At 61.7% G+C, this 15966-nt stretch carries 13 protein-coding genes, 2 tRNA genes and 1 pseudogene; 12 read left to right on the plus strand and 4 right to left on the minus strand.

Annotated features, from left to right (window positions below; all coding sequences use genetic code 11):
• Positions 1-67 precede the first annotated feature (67 nt).
• A complete protein-coding gene (locus RHPLAN_RS22855; RefSeq protein WP_198164450.1) occupies positions 68-1069 on the minus strand; it encodes a Bug family tripartite tricarboxylate transporter substrate binding protein in 1002 nt (333 codons plus the stop codon).
• Positions 1070-1232: 163 nt separating this feature from the next.
• Entirely contained in the window at positions 1233-1472 is a 240-nt protein-coding gene (locus tag RHPLAN_RS22860; RefSeq protein WP_198164451.1) for a hypothetical protein, read from the minus strand.
• 292 nt (positions 1473-1764) lie between these two features.
• Here RHPLAN_RS22860 and RHPLAN_RS39570 point away from each other — a divergent pair.
• From RHPLAN_RS39570 to RHPLAN_RS22920, 12 genes and pseudogenes are all read left to right on the plus strand, one after another.
• Positions 1765-1931, plus strand: a pseudogene (locus RHPLAN_RS39570) (integrase core domain-containing protein); the annotation flags it as partial.
• 160 nt (positions 1932-2091) lie between these two features.
• Positions 2092-3040 (plus strand): IS630 family transposase gene (locus tag RHPLAN_RS38515; protein ID WP_157099989.1). Its coding sequence is split into 2 segments (ribosomal slippage): positions 2092-2427 and positions 2429-3040, totalling 948 coding nucleotides; the frame shifts between segments, so codons are not numbered across the junction.
• Positions 3041-3263: 223 nt separating this feature from the next.
• The gene (locus RHPLAN_RS22875) at positions 3264-3890 is read left to right on the plus strand and encodes a hypothetical protein (protein ID WP_068022407.1); all 627 of its coding nucleotides are present in this window, start codon (positions 3264-3266) and stop codon (positions 3888-3890) included.
• Between the two features lie 130 nt (positions 3891-4020).
• Complete coding sequence (locus tag RHPLAN_RS22880) at positions 4021-5139, plus strand: aspartate/ornithine carbamoyltransferase family protein (RefSeq protein WP_210180570.1); 1119 nt, start codon at positions 4021-4023, stop codon at positions 5137-5139.
• Positions 5140-5168: 29 nt separating this feature from the next.
• The gene (locus tag RHPLAN_RS22885) at positions 5169-6206 is read left to right on the plus strand and encodes a class I SAM-dependent methyltransferase (RefSeq protein ID WP_068022413.1); all 1038 of its coding nucleotides are present in this window, start codon (positions 5169-5171) and stop codon (positions 6204-6206) included.
• Between the two features lie 646 nt (positions 6207-6852).
• A complete protein-coding gene (locus RHPLAN_RS22890) occupies positions 6853-8982 on the plus strand; it encodes an ATP-binding protein (RefSeq protein ID WP_198164452.1) in 2130 nt (709 codons plus the stop codon).
• A 73-nt stretch (positions 8983-9055) separates the two neighbouring features.
• A complete protein-coding gene (locus tag RHPLAN_RS22895) occupies positions 9056-10210 on the plus strand; it encodes an EAL domain-containing response regulator (protein WP_198164453.1) in 1155 nt (384 codons plus the stop codon).
• 88 nt (positions 10211-10298) lie between these two features.
• Complete coding sequence (locus RHPLAN_RS22900) at positions 10299-11900, plus strand: ABC transporter substrate-binding protein (RefSeq protein WP_068022423.1); 1602 nt, start codon at positions 10299-10301, stop codon at positions 11898-11900.
• 6 nt (positions 11901-11906) lie between these two features.
• Positions 11907-12884: an ABC transporter permease gene (locus tag RHPLAN_RS22905; RefSeq protein ID WP_068022426.1), complete on the plus strand. Its 978-nt coding sequence runs from the start codon at positions 11907-11909 to the stop codon at positions 12882-12884.
• Positions 12881-13735, plus strand: coding sequence for an ABC transporter permease (locus RHPLAN_RS22910; RefSeq protein ID WP_084245378.1), 855 nt, complete (start codon positions 12881-12883; stop codon positions 13733-13735). Before RHPLAN_RS22905 ends, RHPLAN_RS22910 begins: the two co-directional genes overlap by 4 nt.
• Entirely contained in the window at positions 13732-14517 is a 786-nt protein-coding gene (locus RHPLAN_RS22915; protein ID WP_068022433.1) for an ATP-binding cassette domain-containing protein, read from the plus strand. Before RHPLAN_RS22910 ends, RHPLAN_RS22915 begins: the two co-directional genes overlap by 4 nt.
• Complete coding sequence (locus RHPLAN_RS22920; RefSeq protein ID WP_068022436.1) at positions 14514-15287, plus strand: ABC transporter ATP-binding protein; 774 nt, start codon at positions 14514-14516, stop codon at positions 15285-15287. Before RHPLAN_RS22915 ends, RHPLAN_RS22920 begins: the two co-directional genes overlap by 4 nt.
• A 240-nt stretch (positions 15288-15527) precedes the next feature.
• Here RHPLAN_RS22920 and RHPLAN_RS22925 read toward each other — a convergent pair.
• Positions 15528-15601 (minus strand) — tRNA-Gly (locus tag RHPLAN_RS22925).
• 43 nt (positions 15602-15644) lie between these two features.
• Positions 15645-15730 (minus strand) — tRNA-Tyr (locus RHPLAN_RS22930).
• Between the last annotated feature and the right edge of the window lie 236 nt (positions 15731-15966).

The raw sequence follows: 15966 nt of genomic DNA on the forward strand, positions 1-15966 counted from the left end.
TCGCGCGATCTGCGCGAGCCTTTTCTTGAGCGACCCTGGACTCCAGGTTCGACGGAAAGCCGGCTGTTCACGTTGGCTTTATTCCGGCCGTCGCCACGACGTTCTTCCAGAACGGTAGCTCGCGCTCCAGTCTCGCCTTCAGAACAGAGGGCGGCCGGGCCGTGACGGCAAAGCCGAGCGTCAAGAGTTTGGACTGAACATCCGGCCGCTGCAAAATCTCGAGCGAAGCTTTGGACACCCGATCAACAATCTCAAGGGGTGTCTGGGCCGGAACCAGCAACGCCGTGAAGTTCGCTAGGTCGAAATCGGGAAATCCCGCCTCCTCGACGGTCGGCATCTCGGCAAGATCCGGCCACCGCTTGGCGCTCGTCACACCTAGTCCGACCACCAGGCCAGATTTGACATGGGGATGAAGCGCGGGCAGCGCTGCGGAGCAGAACTCGACCGCTCCCGTCATCAGCGTCTGAACGGCTGGTCCACCGCCGTTATGGGTCGCCGCGACCATGTTGATGCCTGCGCGGCTCTTCAAAACCTCACCGGCCATGTGCGAGACCGTGCCAAAGCCCGGATGCGAATAGCTGAACGATTTGGATTTGGCGATCTCGACGAATTCCTTGAGATTTTTCGCTCCAAGCTCCGGACGAACTCCAAACGCGGACGGCGTTTCCGCCAATTCCACCAACGGAATGAAATCGGCGATTGGGTCATACGGAATTTTGGCGAACAGAATCTTGTTGATGACGAAGTTGCTGGCCGCGACCAGAACCGTGTACCCGTCCGGCTCAGCCCGTGCAGCAGCGCCGGTCCCGAGGTTGCCGCTCGCGCCTGGCTTGTTCTCCACGAACACCGAGCCGCCCAGTATCTCGCCAAGCAGCGGCGCCATTACCCGCGCCACAATATCGACAGGGCCACCCACGCCAAACGGCACGAGGAGCTTGATCGGCCTATCAGGATAAGCCGCGGCTGCCGAGCTGAAGCGCACAAGGAAGGGAGTGGCGAGGCCCGCAAGGCCCACCTTGAGAACCGTGCGCCGACCGGCGTTCCTAGATTCATCTTTCGACCTGGACACGTTCATCTCCTGACCAGTTATGGTGGACATCGATGCACACGTTTTTCTTGTCGATTCAACTTCGCTTTTTGTCCTCGCCCTGACTGGGTAAGCACCGCTCCTTCTGGAGAGGCCAAGTTCAAGCGCCGGTCCAATAATCTTCTGCAGTCAACTCGTGAGAGCATCATTGGACAATCAGCCAGACGCCCTTGTCCTTGATCGCCATGAACGCCTTTGCCAGCGCCAAGCCGTCTTTAGTCGATAGGAACTGCGCGACGACTGGTGGCAGGTCGGCTTCGCGAGTCTTGCGCGCGGCCGCTGGCGCGTTCTCGAAGAAGAACGCAGTCGGCACCGCCAGGATGTTGGCGATCTGCAGAAGCTTACTCGCGCTGATCCGGTTGACGCCCTTCTCGTACTTCTGCACCTGTTGACGAGGCCGTCGGCGATCTCCGTCCGCGATATGCCCAGCATCATTCACCGCATGCGCAGCTTGGCGCCGACGTGCTGATCGACCGGATTGCTGAATTTCGTGTGTTTCATCATGTCGCCCCTCACTCAGCCTAGCACCGTCACAGGTGAACAGGCCCGCCGCGATGCCACAGTTGCACGCGGGCGTCAGAGCAACGCGTCGATCTCGTCATCAGCGAGCGTGCCGGCCTTTACTAGGCCGGTGAAGCTCCTTATCCCGCCGCCCCGAGATAAATGAGCTGTACGGAAAACTCAGGGACGAGTGCCTCAACGACGAGATATTCTACAGCTTGAAGGAGGCCCAAACCATCTGGCGCTCTACAACACCAAGCGTCCACACTCTGCGCTTGGCTATCGACCACCGGTGCCGCTGACGATTGCACCAAAGCTCGACCCAGCGATCATCCTAAATTAAACTCTCAATGCGTCCGGTACAAAAATCTCAGGCCAATGGCGCCCGAGGGCCGAACGCATTTCCTCGTTAGAGCGGTTCACTTCTTTTCTGAATCGCTGGGGATTCCGCTGGGCTTCGAATTGTGATTCAAGCTGCTGGCTGGGTTGGAGGCCAGCAGCTCATGACCCGACCTCTGTCCAATGATCTGCGTGAGCGTGTCGTTGCGGCGGTGCGGAACGGTGAGAGCTGCCGGACGGTGGCTTCGCGGTTCGGCGTGGCGGTGTCGTCGGTGGTGAAGTGGTCTCAGCGCTATCGGACGACTGGCTCAGTGTCGCCGAGCAAGATGGGTGGATATCGCAAGCCGGTGCTCGATCCGCATCGGGCCTTCATCCTGGAGCGCATCAGACAGACCCCGCATCTGACCCTGCATGGGCTGAAGGACGAACTTGCCGCGCGTGGGGTAAAGGTCTCGCACAATGCCGTGTGGCTGTTCCTGCGGCGCGAAGACCTGCGGTTCAAAAAAAACACTGTTCGCGCTTGAACAGGCCCGGGCCGACATCGCCCGCAGACGAAAGCGCTGGCGATCCTGGCAGGCCGGTCTCGATCCACGGCGTTTGGTCTTCATCGACGAAACCTGGATCAAGACCAGCATGGCCCCACTGCGCGGATGGGGACGCAAGGGCGATCGCCTGCGAGCTTACGCGCCGCATGGTCATTGGCGGACGCTGACCTTCCTCGGCGCGCTCCGCCACGACGGCCTCACAGCCCCTTGCGTGTTCGATGGCCCGATCAACGGCGAGTGCTTCCGAGCCTATGTCCAGCAGCAACTCGTTCCCGCACTGAAGGCCGGCGATATTGTCGTCATGGACAACCTCGGAAGCCACAAGGCTGCCGTGCTGCGACAGATCATAAGAGCAGCCGGAGCCAGGCTCTGGTACCTGCCGCCCTACTCGCCGGACCTCAATCCGATCGAGCAGGCCTTCGCCAAGATCAAACATTGGATGCGCATGGCTCAAAGGCGCACCATCGACGATGTCTGGCGCCAAATCGGCAGCCTCGTCACAACCATAGGCCCCCGCGAATGCAGCAACTACTTCGCAAACGCCGGATACGCTTCCGTCAAATTGTGAACCGCTCTAGGCGCTCCTTAGCTTGGTTTTTAGTTCTTCAGGGGACTGCCGTAAGATGGGAATAGTAAGCATGCTTCGTGCCGATCCCCGCCAGCGAAGCATTGACGGGCGGATCGCCACGATTGACCCAAAAGATTTGACGGAAACCGCCTCCGATTATGCGCAATTCCGTACCGTTCATTAACGTGCACCCGGTAGTTGTGATCTCATAATGGAACCAAACATGCAGGCGAAGGGCTCAACAGCCGAAACGGAAGCTCCCCAGCATCTCCGCACGCGCGGTCACTCGGGGAAGCTCGCCGCTATAGCCGGCGTCCTCATGTATGTCTCCTACGGCTGGGCCGCATCGCAGTGGACGAATCCTTGGCTCGTCGTGGCCGCCCTGATCATGGGCACGTTCCTTCCGTTTTACGCACGCGGAACCAACCAGATCGACAACGTGCTGGTCGCCTCAAGCTCGCTGGTCACTGCCGGTAGGTTTGGGCGCTATATCGCTCAGTTGCTCTTCAACCTGTTCCTGTTCACTTTGCTGATCGAAGGCACGGTTATCAGCCATGAGAGCATCGCGCCGATAGGAGGCATATTGGGCGCCGCCGCGTTCACCACGCTGGTGTCGCAAGGCGGCCAATATGTCGCCGTGCTACTTGCGTCGAAGGGGTTGGGCAATCGAGACGCCAACGTGCTCGTCTCTCTTTGCGTTACCGTCGTGTTCACCGCGTTCGCGATGCTGGGCTATGCGGGTGTTCGCGATGCATTCAGAATCGTCAGCCTTACGGTCGGCGGTCTGATGTTCGTCACGGGCCTCGTCCAAGACTTTCGCCGGCTGCGCCGACGTCGCGCTTTAGTTTAAAAACAATCGATAAGTACCAGAAGTTGTACAACTTTGGCTCGTTGAAGTCGAAGTTCCAGCGACGTAATTAACCATTCGTTAATTCTTTCCTTTCTTCTACGAATCCTTCCGACTAAAATTAATTTTTACCGTGCTGCCGGGAACGCTCGCGCGTGGCGCGACGCCCGCTTCCTCCAGTCGGACAGTAGAGTGGAATATGGTGATACGTAGAGCGCTCACCAAAGCGACCGACACGATCCCGAAGCACGCAATCTCGCTTGAAGATTTCACCCGAGAAGCCATCGAAGCCTGCTTCGGTCTGGCTGAAGCCTTCGAACGCTCCCCGACTTCAGCCTATTCATCGCTGGCCGACGGACGGGTCGCCGCCATTCTCTGGTATCAACAATCGTTCCGAACACGCATTGGGTTCGAGGTCGCGATGCTTCGTCTCGGCGGCCGCATCACCGGATTTCCGGAACCCAGCAGCAGCCGCTCCAACGGCTTCTATCAAGAATCCCTCGAGGACGTCGTCCGCTTCGGCGGCGCCATCGTCGATTGCATTATCATGCGGCACTATGAGAAGGGTGCCCTGGCGCGCGCGGCGGCAGCATCGCCTGTTCCGGTGCTCAGCGGCGGTGATGGTTTCGGCGAGCATCCGAGCCAAGCGCTTGGCGACCTTTATCACCTCCGTAAATCCTTCGGCCGCATCGACGGCTTGAAAATCGGCATCGTCGGCGATCTCGAATGGCGGGCACTGCGCTCGCTCGCGATCGGCCTTTCGAAATTCGACACCGAGCTCTACATCCTGCCGCCACCGGGCAAGACCGGTATTCCGCCGGACGTACGGGCGTCGCTTGCCGGAAATGGAATGCATCCGAAAACGGCCACAGACATCAACGAACTGCTTTCGGTCTGCGATGCCGTCACCACGCTCGGCATCGACCAGAGCGACTTCGACAAGGCCAAGTCGGAAAAAGCCAAAGCCATCTCAACGCCGTCCTCACACAAGATCACCGCCCAAGGACTCGCCAGGGCCGGGCATGACGTTGCAGTCATGCATGTCGGACCGATCACCGACGAGATCGACCGCTCGATCGACGGAACTACCGCGGCCCACTACTTCGACGAAGCGCGCGATGGCATGTGGATGCGGATGGCCGTCCTGGCCTCGATCTTTGATCGGAGCGCCGCCGTCAGCGAACGTTCGCGCCCCGTGCGGATCGTACGCGAAAATTGGTTTCCGAAGCCCAAGGAGCTTGTGGCGTCCTGAGAATTGCCGCGTCGGAAGGAGTATGCGTCATGATGACCACGGACGATCTCTTCGTAGCCGCCTGCAAAATCGGACGTTCGGCACCGGAATTGGCCGATCTCCTGCGCCGCATCTATACCTCGGAGGACTACTCGGCATGGCGAGGAACGCTCGCCGAACGCGTCCCGTTCCGGCCGGCCGATAAGGGCGAATACGCCGCGCTCGAAGCAGCAGGGCTCGGCCGCGACGGCTCCCTCGCCGTCAAGATCAACATGATGGAAACCCGCATCTTCATAACGGACGGCGTATGGACGCGCCCCGAAAATCGCGTCTTCCCCTTCTGTGACGAGAGCGCGACGTTGCTCACCCAGGTCCGGGCGAGAAAACTGGATGAATGGGCCGACGTGGTGGTCGATCTCGCGACCGGGTGCGGTCACAACATCATCGCCATGAAGGGCGACGCCAGCAAGGCCGGCTTCGACATCAATCCCAGAGCGATCGTCTACGCGGTCATGAACCGGGCCCTCAACGTTCAAGACGGCCGCGATCTCGTCTTCTGCAGCAACGACATCCGCGATGGCATCCCCAAGCTGTTCGATCCGGGCGCCGGCACCAAAGTGCTGTTCGTCGCGAACATGCCGTTCGCTCCGGCGCCGCCTCGTTCGGAGGTGCCGGTCACCACCAACGGCGGCAAGTCCGGCATCGACCTCCAGCTCGCGACCTTCACCGCGATCCGCCGTTTCGCGAAAGAAACCGGCGCGCAGGTCAGAGCGGTCATCCTGGGCATTACCGCAGGCAATGCCGCTGATGGCGTCTGGGATCTCGCCTCGGAAGCGCAAACCCACCTGGGCGGCGACGCGGCTTGGAATATCCTGTCCGACGAGAAGATCTTCCGGATCAACGGCGTTCGACAGATCGAGAATCCGTCCCCTGTCGTACCCGCCCTTAGGCGTTTCGGCTCATGCCGGCTCTACTACGACGCGGATCGGGTCGACACGATGAGTCAACAGTTTGGCGAAGTCGGAGCCGAACTCCTGCGCTCCGGACGGCCGGACTTGGCCTACGGCGTGGTCGACGCAAGACTCTGAGCGCCTGGCCGGACGGCGTCTTCGGCCAGCAGCGTTTGGTGTCCATGGCGCTGGTGAGGCGCGAATGACCCGCCCGCCGGCCGCGAGGAAGATCGTCGGCAACGCCTGGATTTTCACGCGCTGGGCAGTCTCACGATTCCGCTTCAAGTGGTCGGGAGATCATTGTGAACCACCTTGACCGCGTTATTCTTGGAGGCTGCCTCGTCCGCCCTGCAGCCGTACTTCGGCGGCTGGACCATGGCGCAGCCGGCCGGGACCCGCTGCTCGTAGGCCAACACGATATCGAGAGAATGTCAGGATTGACCCAAAGCTTGGTGATCAGGGCATCCGCGATCGCATTGACCGTCTCCTTCGATGGGATTTTTAGACCTGGCGGCAAGGATTCAGGCGCCCCTGTCCGGAGGCGGGGCCCGGCAGAAACAACAGAAAAGCAGCCGTCAGAACATCAATCTTACGCATAGATTTCCATAGATTTCAGAACCTCCGGACCAAAACCGAGCGAAGTCCGCAAATGGCCCGGCGTCAAGCGAGGGTCGCGCCTCGGCAAAGGTTAACAATCTACAAACGTCCCCCGCCGACCTCCTTGCAAGCTCAAAAAGAATATCTTTATCGGTGGCCTGTAAAACCGCACGCAGGAGAGGCCCCCTTGCGTGCCGCTGTTGATACCTTCGTGGAGCATGTCTTCAAGCGCCACCCGGCAGCTTTCTGGCCTGGCGTCGTGGCAGGGCTTGGTGCGTTCGCTTGCCTCATCGCGGATCGGAGCGGCACGGCGGCCGCCCTGCTGACGGCGGCGACAATTCTGCTCAGCGCAAGCGGCCGTATCCGCGTTGCCGACTCATCCGGTATCGACGCAGTGCAGCGCGCTTCGGAGATGGAGAAAGCCCTCGCCCACATGAGCCAGGGCATCGTGCTCGTCGACGAGCACAACGACATCGCCGTCATCAACAAGCGCGCCACGGAGCTGCTCCACTTGCCCGAGGAGTTCGTGACATCGCGCCCGTCTTATCCGGAAGTCCTTGAATATCAAAAGCAGAGCGGCGAGTACGACAACGCCTCGAAAGCCGTGAAGGACTTCGTCGCCGCTGGCGCCAAGGTCGAGAAGTTCGGCATCTACGAACGCGCGACGCGCGACGGAAAGACCCTCGAAATCCACAGCGTGCCGTTCATCGGGCCCGATGGCCAGCCACGCGGATTTGTCAGGTCGTATTTGGAAGTGACCGAGCGCGCCGAAGCCAAGCGAAACCTTGAGGAAACTCTCCGGCGCTTGGAAGAGGAACGCGATCGCCGCGAGATATTCTTCGCAAACATCAGCCACGAGATGCGGACGCCCCTGAACGGCATCATCGGCATGATCGAACTCCTCAAGGACTTGGAACTGGACGATACCCACCACGAATACTTCCGTTCGATCTGCGCCTCCGCCGACCACCTGCAGGGCCTGATAAACGACACCCTCGACATGTCGAAGATGCGCATCGAAGGCGGCTTGGCGCTCGATCGGGCGCCATTCGACATCGAACGCGCACTCAACGAAGTGATCTCAAATCAGGGGCCGCGCGCCCGCTCGAAGGGTATCGCCCTCACCGCCGAAATAGACCCGCGTGTTCCGCGCGCACTGATCGGAGACGAGCTTCGCGTTAAACAGATCATGTTCAATCTGATCGGAAACGCGATCAAGTTCACGGATGCAGGCCAAGTCGTCGTACAGCTGTCCCCGGCGGGGCAAACCGACGAAGAAAAGGCCGGGATCGAATTTCGGGTCGAAGATACCGGCGTCGGTATCGCCGCCGACGACATCGCAAAACTCTGCACGCCATTCACACAAGTCGACGGCTCCCTGTCCCGTCGCCACGAGGGCAGCGGCCTGGGTCTGTCGATCTCCAAGGGATTGGTCGAACAGATGGGCGGAAAGCTCTCCATCGAGAGCCAGATCAATCGCGGCTCGACCTTCTCGTTCGCGGTCAGTTTCCCGCGCGACAACAGCGGCAAACCTGCAGCGCGCCAGTACGCTCGCAACGTCAACGCCCGCTATTCGATCCTGGTCGCCGAAGACAATGAAACGAACCAGACTGTCGCCCGTGAAATACTCAAGCGAATGGGCCACGAAGTCGACGTCGTGGTCGACGGCCTACAGGCCGTCCAGGCCGCAGCGCGCAAGCGCTACGACCTGATCCTGATGGACCTGATGATGCCGCATCTTAACGGCTTCCAGGCCGCAACGAAGATCCGCGCGCTGCCGACCGGCAGCGCAAACACGCCGATCCTCGCTCTGACTGCGAGCACTCTCAAGGGACAGATGGATCGCATACGCGGTGCCGGCATGAACGGCGCGGCGGGCAAGCCATTCACGCGCGCCCAGCTGCGGTCCGCCATCGAACGCGTGATGGCGGGCGTCGAGACAGAGTCTTCGCCCGAGCAGCCTGAGGACGTGACAGCCCGCGGTGACGAGAACGAGCCGCAATGCGACCGCACCATCCTGAACGCATTCATGGAAGAGATGGGTGAAGAAGCGGGTCGCGAGATGATCGAGACCTTCATGCGGACCACCCAAAACAAGATCGCCGCACTGGCGGTGATCGCGAAGAACGCATCCGCACTGGAGCGGGAGGCGCATTCCCTTAAATCGAGCGCCGGCATCTTTGGATTCCGCGCCCTTTCGGCCAAAGCCGCCGAAATCGAGATCAACGCACGCAAGATCGACGGGAATGACATCGCTCCCACCTTGGATGAGCTGCGGCGCACGTTTGAGGAAACGCGCCGCAGTATCGCGGCATAGGAGCGTGACGATGATCGCTGGCAAGCTCGCACAATCGATGGGACTCAGACGCGCGCCGACCAAACGCCTGCTCGTGATCGACGATGACGAGATCCAGCGCATGCACGTGCGCGGACTCGCCCAGACCGTCGGCTATACGGTCGACCCCGCAGCATCGATCGCAGAAGCGCAGCACCAGATGGCTGTGTGCACCTACGACGTCATGGTGGTCGACCTCGCTCTTGATGGCGAGGATGGGATCGAGGTTCTGCGCGCCATCAAGGCGGCCGGCCAGAATCCCGAAATCGTCGTCATATCCGGCAGTGAAGATCGCATCCGTGACGCCGTGGTCGGCTACGGCCGCACCATCGGGCTCTCCATGCTGGGCGAGCTTCGCAAGCCGATGCAGCCCACCCAATTCAAGGCCTACCTGAGCAACGCCTCACAACGCGCAGTCCGAAAGGCAGAGCGCGCGGCCGCTCCGGATATCCTTCGGCCCGAGCTCATGCGCGCCATCTCCGATGGCGCCATCTACGCGTCGTACCAGCCGCAGATCGATCTTGCCTCCGGCCTGATGGTCGGCGCTGAAGCGCTCGCGCGCTGGCAATCCCCCATCCACGGCAGCGTCCCACCTGACGTCTTCGTCGCTGCGGCGGAACGTCACGGCCTCGAAAGACAGCTCACCGACCTGATCCTCAGTCAGGCGCTGCAGGCAGCGAAACCATGGGTCGCTCGTTGTCCGAACTTCCGCGTCGCCGTCAACGTTCCGGCGACGGTATTTTCCAAGATAGAGTTCGCGGACAGCGTCTTCGCGATGCTCAGCTGGGTCGGCCTGCCGCCAGCCAACCTGACCCTCGAACTGACGGAATCGGGCGCGCTAGGGGACATTGCCGCCAGCATCGACGTCATGTGTCGGCTCCGCATCGGCGGCGTGCACCTGTCGCTCGACGACTACGGCACAGGCTTCTCGTCTCTCGCTCGCCTGCGCGCCTCTCCGGTCGGAGAGCTCAAGATCGACCGGTCGTTCGTGACCAACATGGATACGGACAACTATTCGAATATCATCGTGCAGGCGACTATCGCGATGGCCAAAAAGATTGGCATGCGCATCGTCGCCGAAGGCATTGAGACCAAGGCTGTGGCCGACATGCTCGCACGCGAAGGCGCCGACATCGGCCAGGGTTACCTCTACGCCAGGCCCATGGTCGCCGCAGAGATCGCACCACGCCTTCCAGCAAGCTGCTCCTGAGCTTGGAGTGCCGGCAAAGCATTCGTTAAGAAGTGAGGCATTACAAGGATTACAAGGATACCGGAACGGTCTTCAAGGATTCAACGTCATGTACCTGCGCAGGACTACCGGCTCCCTCCTCCTGCTCGCCGCCCTGACCATCACCCCGGCTTCGGCTGGCGAAATCTTCCGCATTGCCGGCAAGGGAGATTTCAAGTCGCTTGATCCGTTTTCCTTGAACGAAATCCTGACGCTGGGCCTCCATGGCCAAATCAGCGAAGGATTGACCAAGCGGGATCGTGACCTGAAGATCGTGCCCGGTCTCGCCGTATCTTGGGAAACTCCGGAGCCGACCCGCTGGCGTTTTCACCTGCGCCGCGGCGTCAAATTCCAAAGTGGCGACGACTTCACTGCCGATGACGTCGTGTTCTCCGCAGATCGCGTCCGCGCCCAGGGCAGCGACGTCAAAAACATGCTCCCGGCCGATGTGAAGAGCGTGCTCAAGGTTGACGATTACACGGTCGACTTCGTGCTTGAGCATTCCAACCCGATCCTCAACGCGAGCTTCGACACTTGGTACATGGTCTCGAAGAAATGGGCCGAGCGCGTCGGGGCTGTGGCTCCTGTTTCCGCGGCACAGAGTGGCTACGCCTCCACTCACGCGAACGGCACCGGTCCGTTCTTGGTCGCTGACCACGTCCCCGGCTTGAAGACGACCTTCGTCCCCAACCCGCACTGGTGGGGCAAGCCGCAGCACAATTTCGACCGCGTCGAGTATGTGACGATTGCCAACGACGCCACTCGGGTTGCCGCATTGCAGTCCGGCGAAGTTGACATGATCGACCCCGTGCCGCTGCAGGACATCGAGCGCCTTCGCGGCGCCGGCCTCAAAGTGCTGACGGGCCCGGAAACCCGCTCGATGTTCTTCGGCTTCGATCAAAGCCGCGATGAGCTGCTGGTGTCGGACATCAAGGGCCGCAACCCGTTCAAGGACGAGCGCGTTCGCCGTGCCTTTGCGCTGGCATTGAACCTCCAGGCCATCCACGACAAGGTGATGCGAGGAAATTCTGTAATTGCCTCGTCAATCGTTTCGCCACTGGTGTTTCCGGACGTCAAGAACATTGACCGTCAGCCATACGACCCCGAGGAGGCCAAGCGTCTGCTGGCACAAGCGGGTTATCCGCACGGATTTTCATTCGGTCTTGCGTGCACAAATGATCGGTACGTTCGCGACGCGGATCTTTGTTCAGTCGGCGCATCCATGCTGGCCAAGGTCGGCCTGCGTGCTCAACTCGACATCCAGCCGAAGGCTCGTTTCTTCGCCCAGGTCGGCGCGGCGGGTGGCTACAAAGTCCCCGGCGCTTTTCTGCTCGGCTGGGTCGCCGTCTCCAACGACGCTCTCGATCCGCTGTTCAATTTGATTATGACCAGGGACGGCAAGGGCCAGGGCTCATATAACCTTGGCGGCATCTCGAATGCCAAGATCGACGCGCTCGGAGCGCAGATCCGCACCGAAACCGACAACCTCAAGCGCCACGGCCTGATCATGCAGGCCCTCCAGACCGTGCGAGACCACACTCTGGTGGTCCCGCTGCATCAGCAGACCCTCGCATGGGGCACCGCTGCAGACGTCACCGTCGAACAACGGGCCGACGGCCAGATCCAATTCTCGACCTACTCCAAGCATCCGACCACCGTTGGAGCAAAATGAGGCGCCATGGTCGTCCTCGCTCTCCGCAGGCTGACGCAGACTGCAGCCGTTCTCGCGGTGGCCTGCGTCCTTGCCTTTGCGATGGCGAAGAATGCCGGAGACCCGGTCGCGCAGATGCTCGGCAACAGCGCGACCACCCAGGATCAAGCGGATCTGCGACATAAGCTCGGTCTCGATCGTCCGGCTGCCGAGCAAATGTGGCGCTACGCATCTTCAATGGCCACCGGCGACTTCGGCACCTCCTACCAGTACGGCCGCCCGGTGCTGGCGCTGGTCGCCGAGCGCATCCCGGCGACCGCCGAGCTCTCCATCGTGGCCGGCGTCCTTTCGTTGCTGATCGCCCTGCCGTTGGGAATGTGCGCCGCGGAAAAGCCGGATACTTTCGCTGCGCGTGCTGGGATGGCATTCGCTTCCATCGGCGTTTCGCTCCCGACCTTCATGCTGGGCACGCTCGCGGTGATCTTTCTTGCCGGTCGGTGGCGCCTGTTTCCCTCGTTCGGCCGGGGCGAAGTTATCGACCTCGGATTCTGGAGCACTGGTCTGCTGACAGCGTCGGGCTGGCGTTCCATTGTCTTGCCGGCGTGCACGCTCGCATTGTTTCAGGCAGCCACGATCGCAAAGATCGTCCGCGCCGAAGCACTCGCGGCCTACGCAGCCCCACACATCGTCGCCGCACGCGCCCGGGGCCTTCCTGAGGCCGTCGTGCGCCGTCACGTCGCGCGCACGATAACAGTCCCCGTCGCGACCGTTACCGCAGTCCAGTTCGGGACTATCGTTGCTTACGCCATCGTGACCGAGTCCGTATTCCAATGGCCCGGGCTCGGTTCTCTGCTGATCGGCGCCGTGCGCTCCGCAGACGTTCCGGTGCTTGCAGCATACGTCGTGCTTGCGGCCGGCTTCTTCACCGCCATGAGCTTCGTGGTCGACGTTCTGCAGATTCGTCTCGACCCGCGGGTCCGCGATGCCGCGGAGACGATGCCATGACGACCGCTGCGCTACGTTCCGTAACCTTATCCACGCGCTCCGCACTCGCGGCGGTGCTCGTGCTGTTTCTGCTGCTCGCATTCCTTGCTCCGTTGATCGCCCCGCAGAACGTTCTGGATCCGGCTGCAATCGATGTCCTCGACGCCGAGACGGCTCCAGGTTGGGCTCACTGGTTCGGAACAGATATGCAGGGGCGCGATATGCTGTCGGCAATTCTCTACGGCCTGCGCATCTCAATCGCGGTGGCTCTCGTTGCAATGATCATGTCCTGCATCCTCGGATCGCTGCTCGGCGCCGCGGCAGGCGCGTTCGGCGGATGGACCGACGCCATTGTGATGCGCGCTGCCGATCTCCAACTCGCGTTTCCGGCGCTTCTGACGGCCCTCCTGATTGAGGGCGTGATCGCCGCTGCGACCGGCGGACGACCGGACGCCTTCGGCTTCTGGACAGTCGCCTTTTCCATCGGTTTGACTTACTGGGCGCAATACGCGCGCGCAGTGCGCTCAGCTGCGATCGCCGAATCGACCAAGGACTACGTCCTCGCCGCCCGTATGTCGGGCATGTCGACATGGAGGCTTCTCACCCGGGAGATCCTGCCCAACGCAGCGGTGCCGCTCGCTCCGATCGCAGCTGTGAACTTCGCCTGCGCAATCATGGCGGAAGCCACACTCTCATTCCTGGGCATTGGTCTTCAGCCGTCGCAACCCTCGCTCGGCACGCTCTTGCGTTTGGGCAACGACGCCGCATTGAGCTTGCCCTGGGTCCTCGCCTTTCCTGCTGCAGTCCTCGCCATTCTGACCGTGTCCGCAAACCTGTTCGGCGACGAAATATCGCGCGGAACATCGCGATGAACGAAGCTCTCAAAATCACAGAGCTCAGCGTGGACTACGCGACGCCCTATGGCCGTAAGCCAGCCTTGCGCGAGGTAACGCTCGCCCTGACTGAAGGGCGCGTCCTGGGCATTGTTGGCGAGTCAGGCTCCGGAAAGTCGACGCTTCTACACGCCATTGCACGTTTGCTGCCTGCCGCCGCCACGATCACCACCGGAACGATCGAGTGCCTTGGCACACGAATAGACGCGATGACCCCGCGCGAATTCGCTCCGTTCCGCGGGCGGATAATATCCGCAATGGTCCAGGACGCCGGATCTGGTCTGCACCCGTTGATGACGATCGGCGCCCAGATCGACGAAACGCTTCGCTATATCGCGCCAGAGACCACTTCAGGCCGGTCCTCGGCCGCGGATCTGATGAAGAGGGTCGGTCTCGACCCGGCGCTTGCGGACCGCCATCCGCACCGCCTGTCCGGCGGACAACGCCAACGCGTCGGGCTTGCTCTTGCGCTCGCTGGCGCACCCAAGATCCTGCTCGCCGATGAGCCAACCGCCTCGCTCGACACCATCGGACGGCTCGAATTTGCCGAACTCCTCCGCGATACCGTCAGAACTGCCGGCATTGCCGCCATGCTGGTGTCACACGACGTAGGCCTGATCGGCGCAGTAGCCGATGACATTGCAGTGGTTCTTGACGGCCGCGTCGTCGAACGGGGAAGCGTCGGTGGCATACTGCGGGCACCACAGCACGGCTACACGCAAACCCTGATCGCGGCCTCCGCGCGTGCGAGCGCCGCATGATCGAGCTCCGCGGCGTGACCCACCGATACGCCCGCCGGTCGCTCTTCGACGGTCTGCTGGGTCGTCCGGAGCACGCACCGGTCGTCGAAGACGTAAGCCTGACCATCGCGCCCGGCGAGACGCTCTGCCTGGTGGGCCAGTCAGGCGCCGGCAAATCTACCGTCGGCCGCATCGCCGCGGGCATCCTGGCTCCTTCCGCCGGCGTCGTGATCGGCAAGCCCAGGGTTAGGATGGTTTTCCAGGATCATGCCGGCAGCCTCAATCCACGCCGCCGGATCGGCGCCATGCTAGCGGACGCACTCACGCCGGACGACGGACGGGCCCCCGCCGATCTGCTGCGCGAAGTAGGTCTTCCGCCGGACTTCGCCGAGCGCCGGCCGCATGAGATGTCCGGCGGACAGCGCCAGCGCGTCGCCATCGCCCGCGCGCTCGCCGGCCTGCCGGACCTGCTGGTGCTGGACGAGCCGACCTCGGCGCTCGACGTCTCAACCCAAGTCGAGATACTCGGCCTGCTCCGTTCGGTGAAAGAAGCTGGCCGCCTGTCGTTCCTGCTGATCACCCACGATCTGTCGGTCGCGGGCAGGCTGGCCGATCGCATCGCGGTGATGCGCAGCGGCCGCGTCCTGGAAACCGGCCCTGCGTCCCAGATCCTTACGCCGGGCGGAGCAACCGATCCCTATACCTGCGCGCTCGTCCAGGCATGGCAGCGGATGGCCCCGCCATTGCCGGTGCACGCTAGAGCTCGCGTACCGGCGTACGCAGCCGCCTGACGGCAGGCTGATCGGCAGGAAGACGGCTGCGCAAAGACGGGCCGCGCTGCGCTCGGCATCGTCTCACGACGAACCGAGAGATTGATCAACGAATATCTCGGTGTGGCTCAACGCCTTCCTGACGGCATGTTGTTCCGCATGCGAACGGGTTCTGAGTATCGCGAAGCCACACTCGGGCGCGATTTCGTGACAATCCGTGAGCTTGTGTTTTCCGGCGACAAGCGGCGCCTAATGGATAAATGGAGCGGGTGAAGGGAATCGAACCCTCGTATTCAGCTTGGAAGGCTGCTGCTCTACCATTGAGCTACACCCGCGCCGGGCAGAACCAGGTCATAGGACCGGGGCATCAAGCGAAGATGGTGGGAGAGGTAGGACTCGAACCTACGAAGGCGTAAGCCAGCGGATTTACAGTCCGCCCCCTTTGCCACTCGGGACACTCTCCCAAACCGTCGCACCGCATTGATCCCAAAGGACAAACAGGGGAAGCCCCAGTCCGGCGAACAAGTCCGGCGAAACGCCGGGCTTTATGGTCATGGCACCGCTCGAAGTCAAGGAAGGCGCGCGGCCCGCGTCGCACTTTCCCGCAGGCGAAGGCCTTGGCCGGATTGCAGGAAATCGCTGCGGCCGATATCGAGACCCTTCAGCACCCGCCGCAACCCGTGGCGGCCAGGACGGTTGC

It is taken from the genome of Rhodoplanes sp. Z2-YC6860 (genome assembly GCF_001579845.1).
GTDB lineage: Bacteria > Pseudomonadota > Alphaproteobacteria > Rhizobiales > Xanthobacteraceae > Z2-YC6860.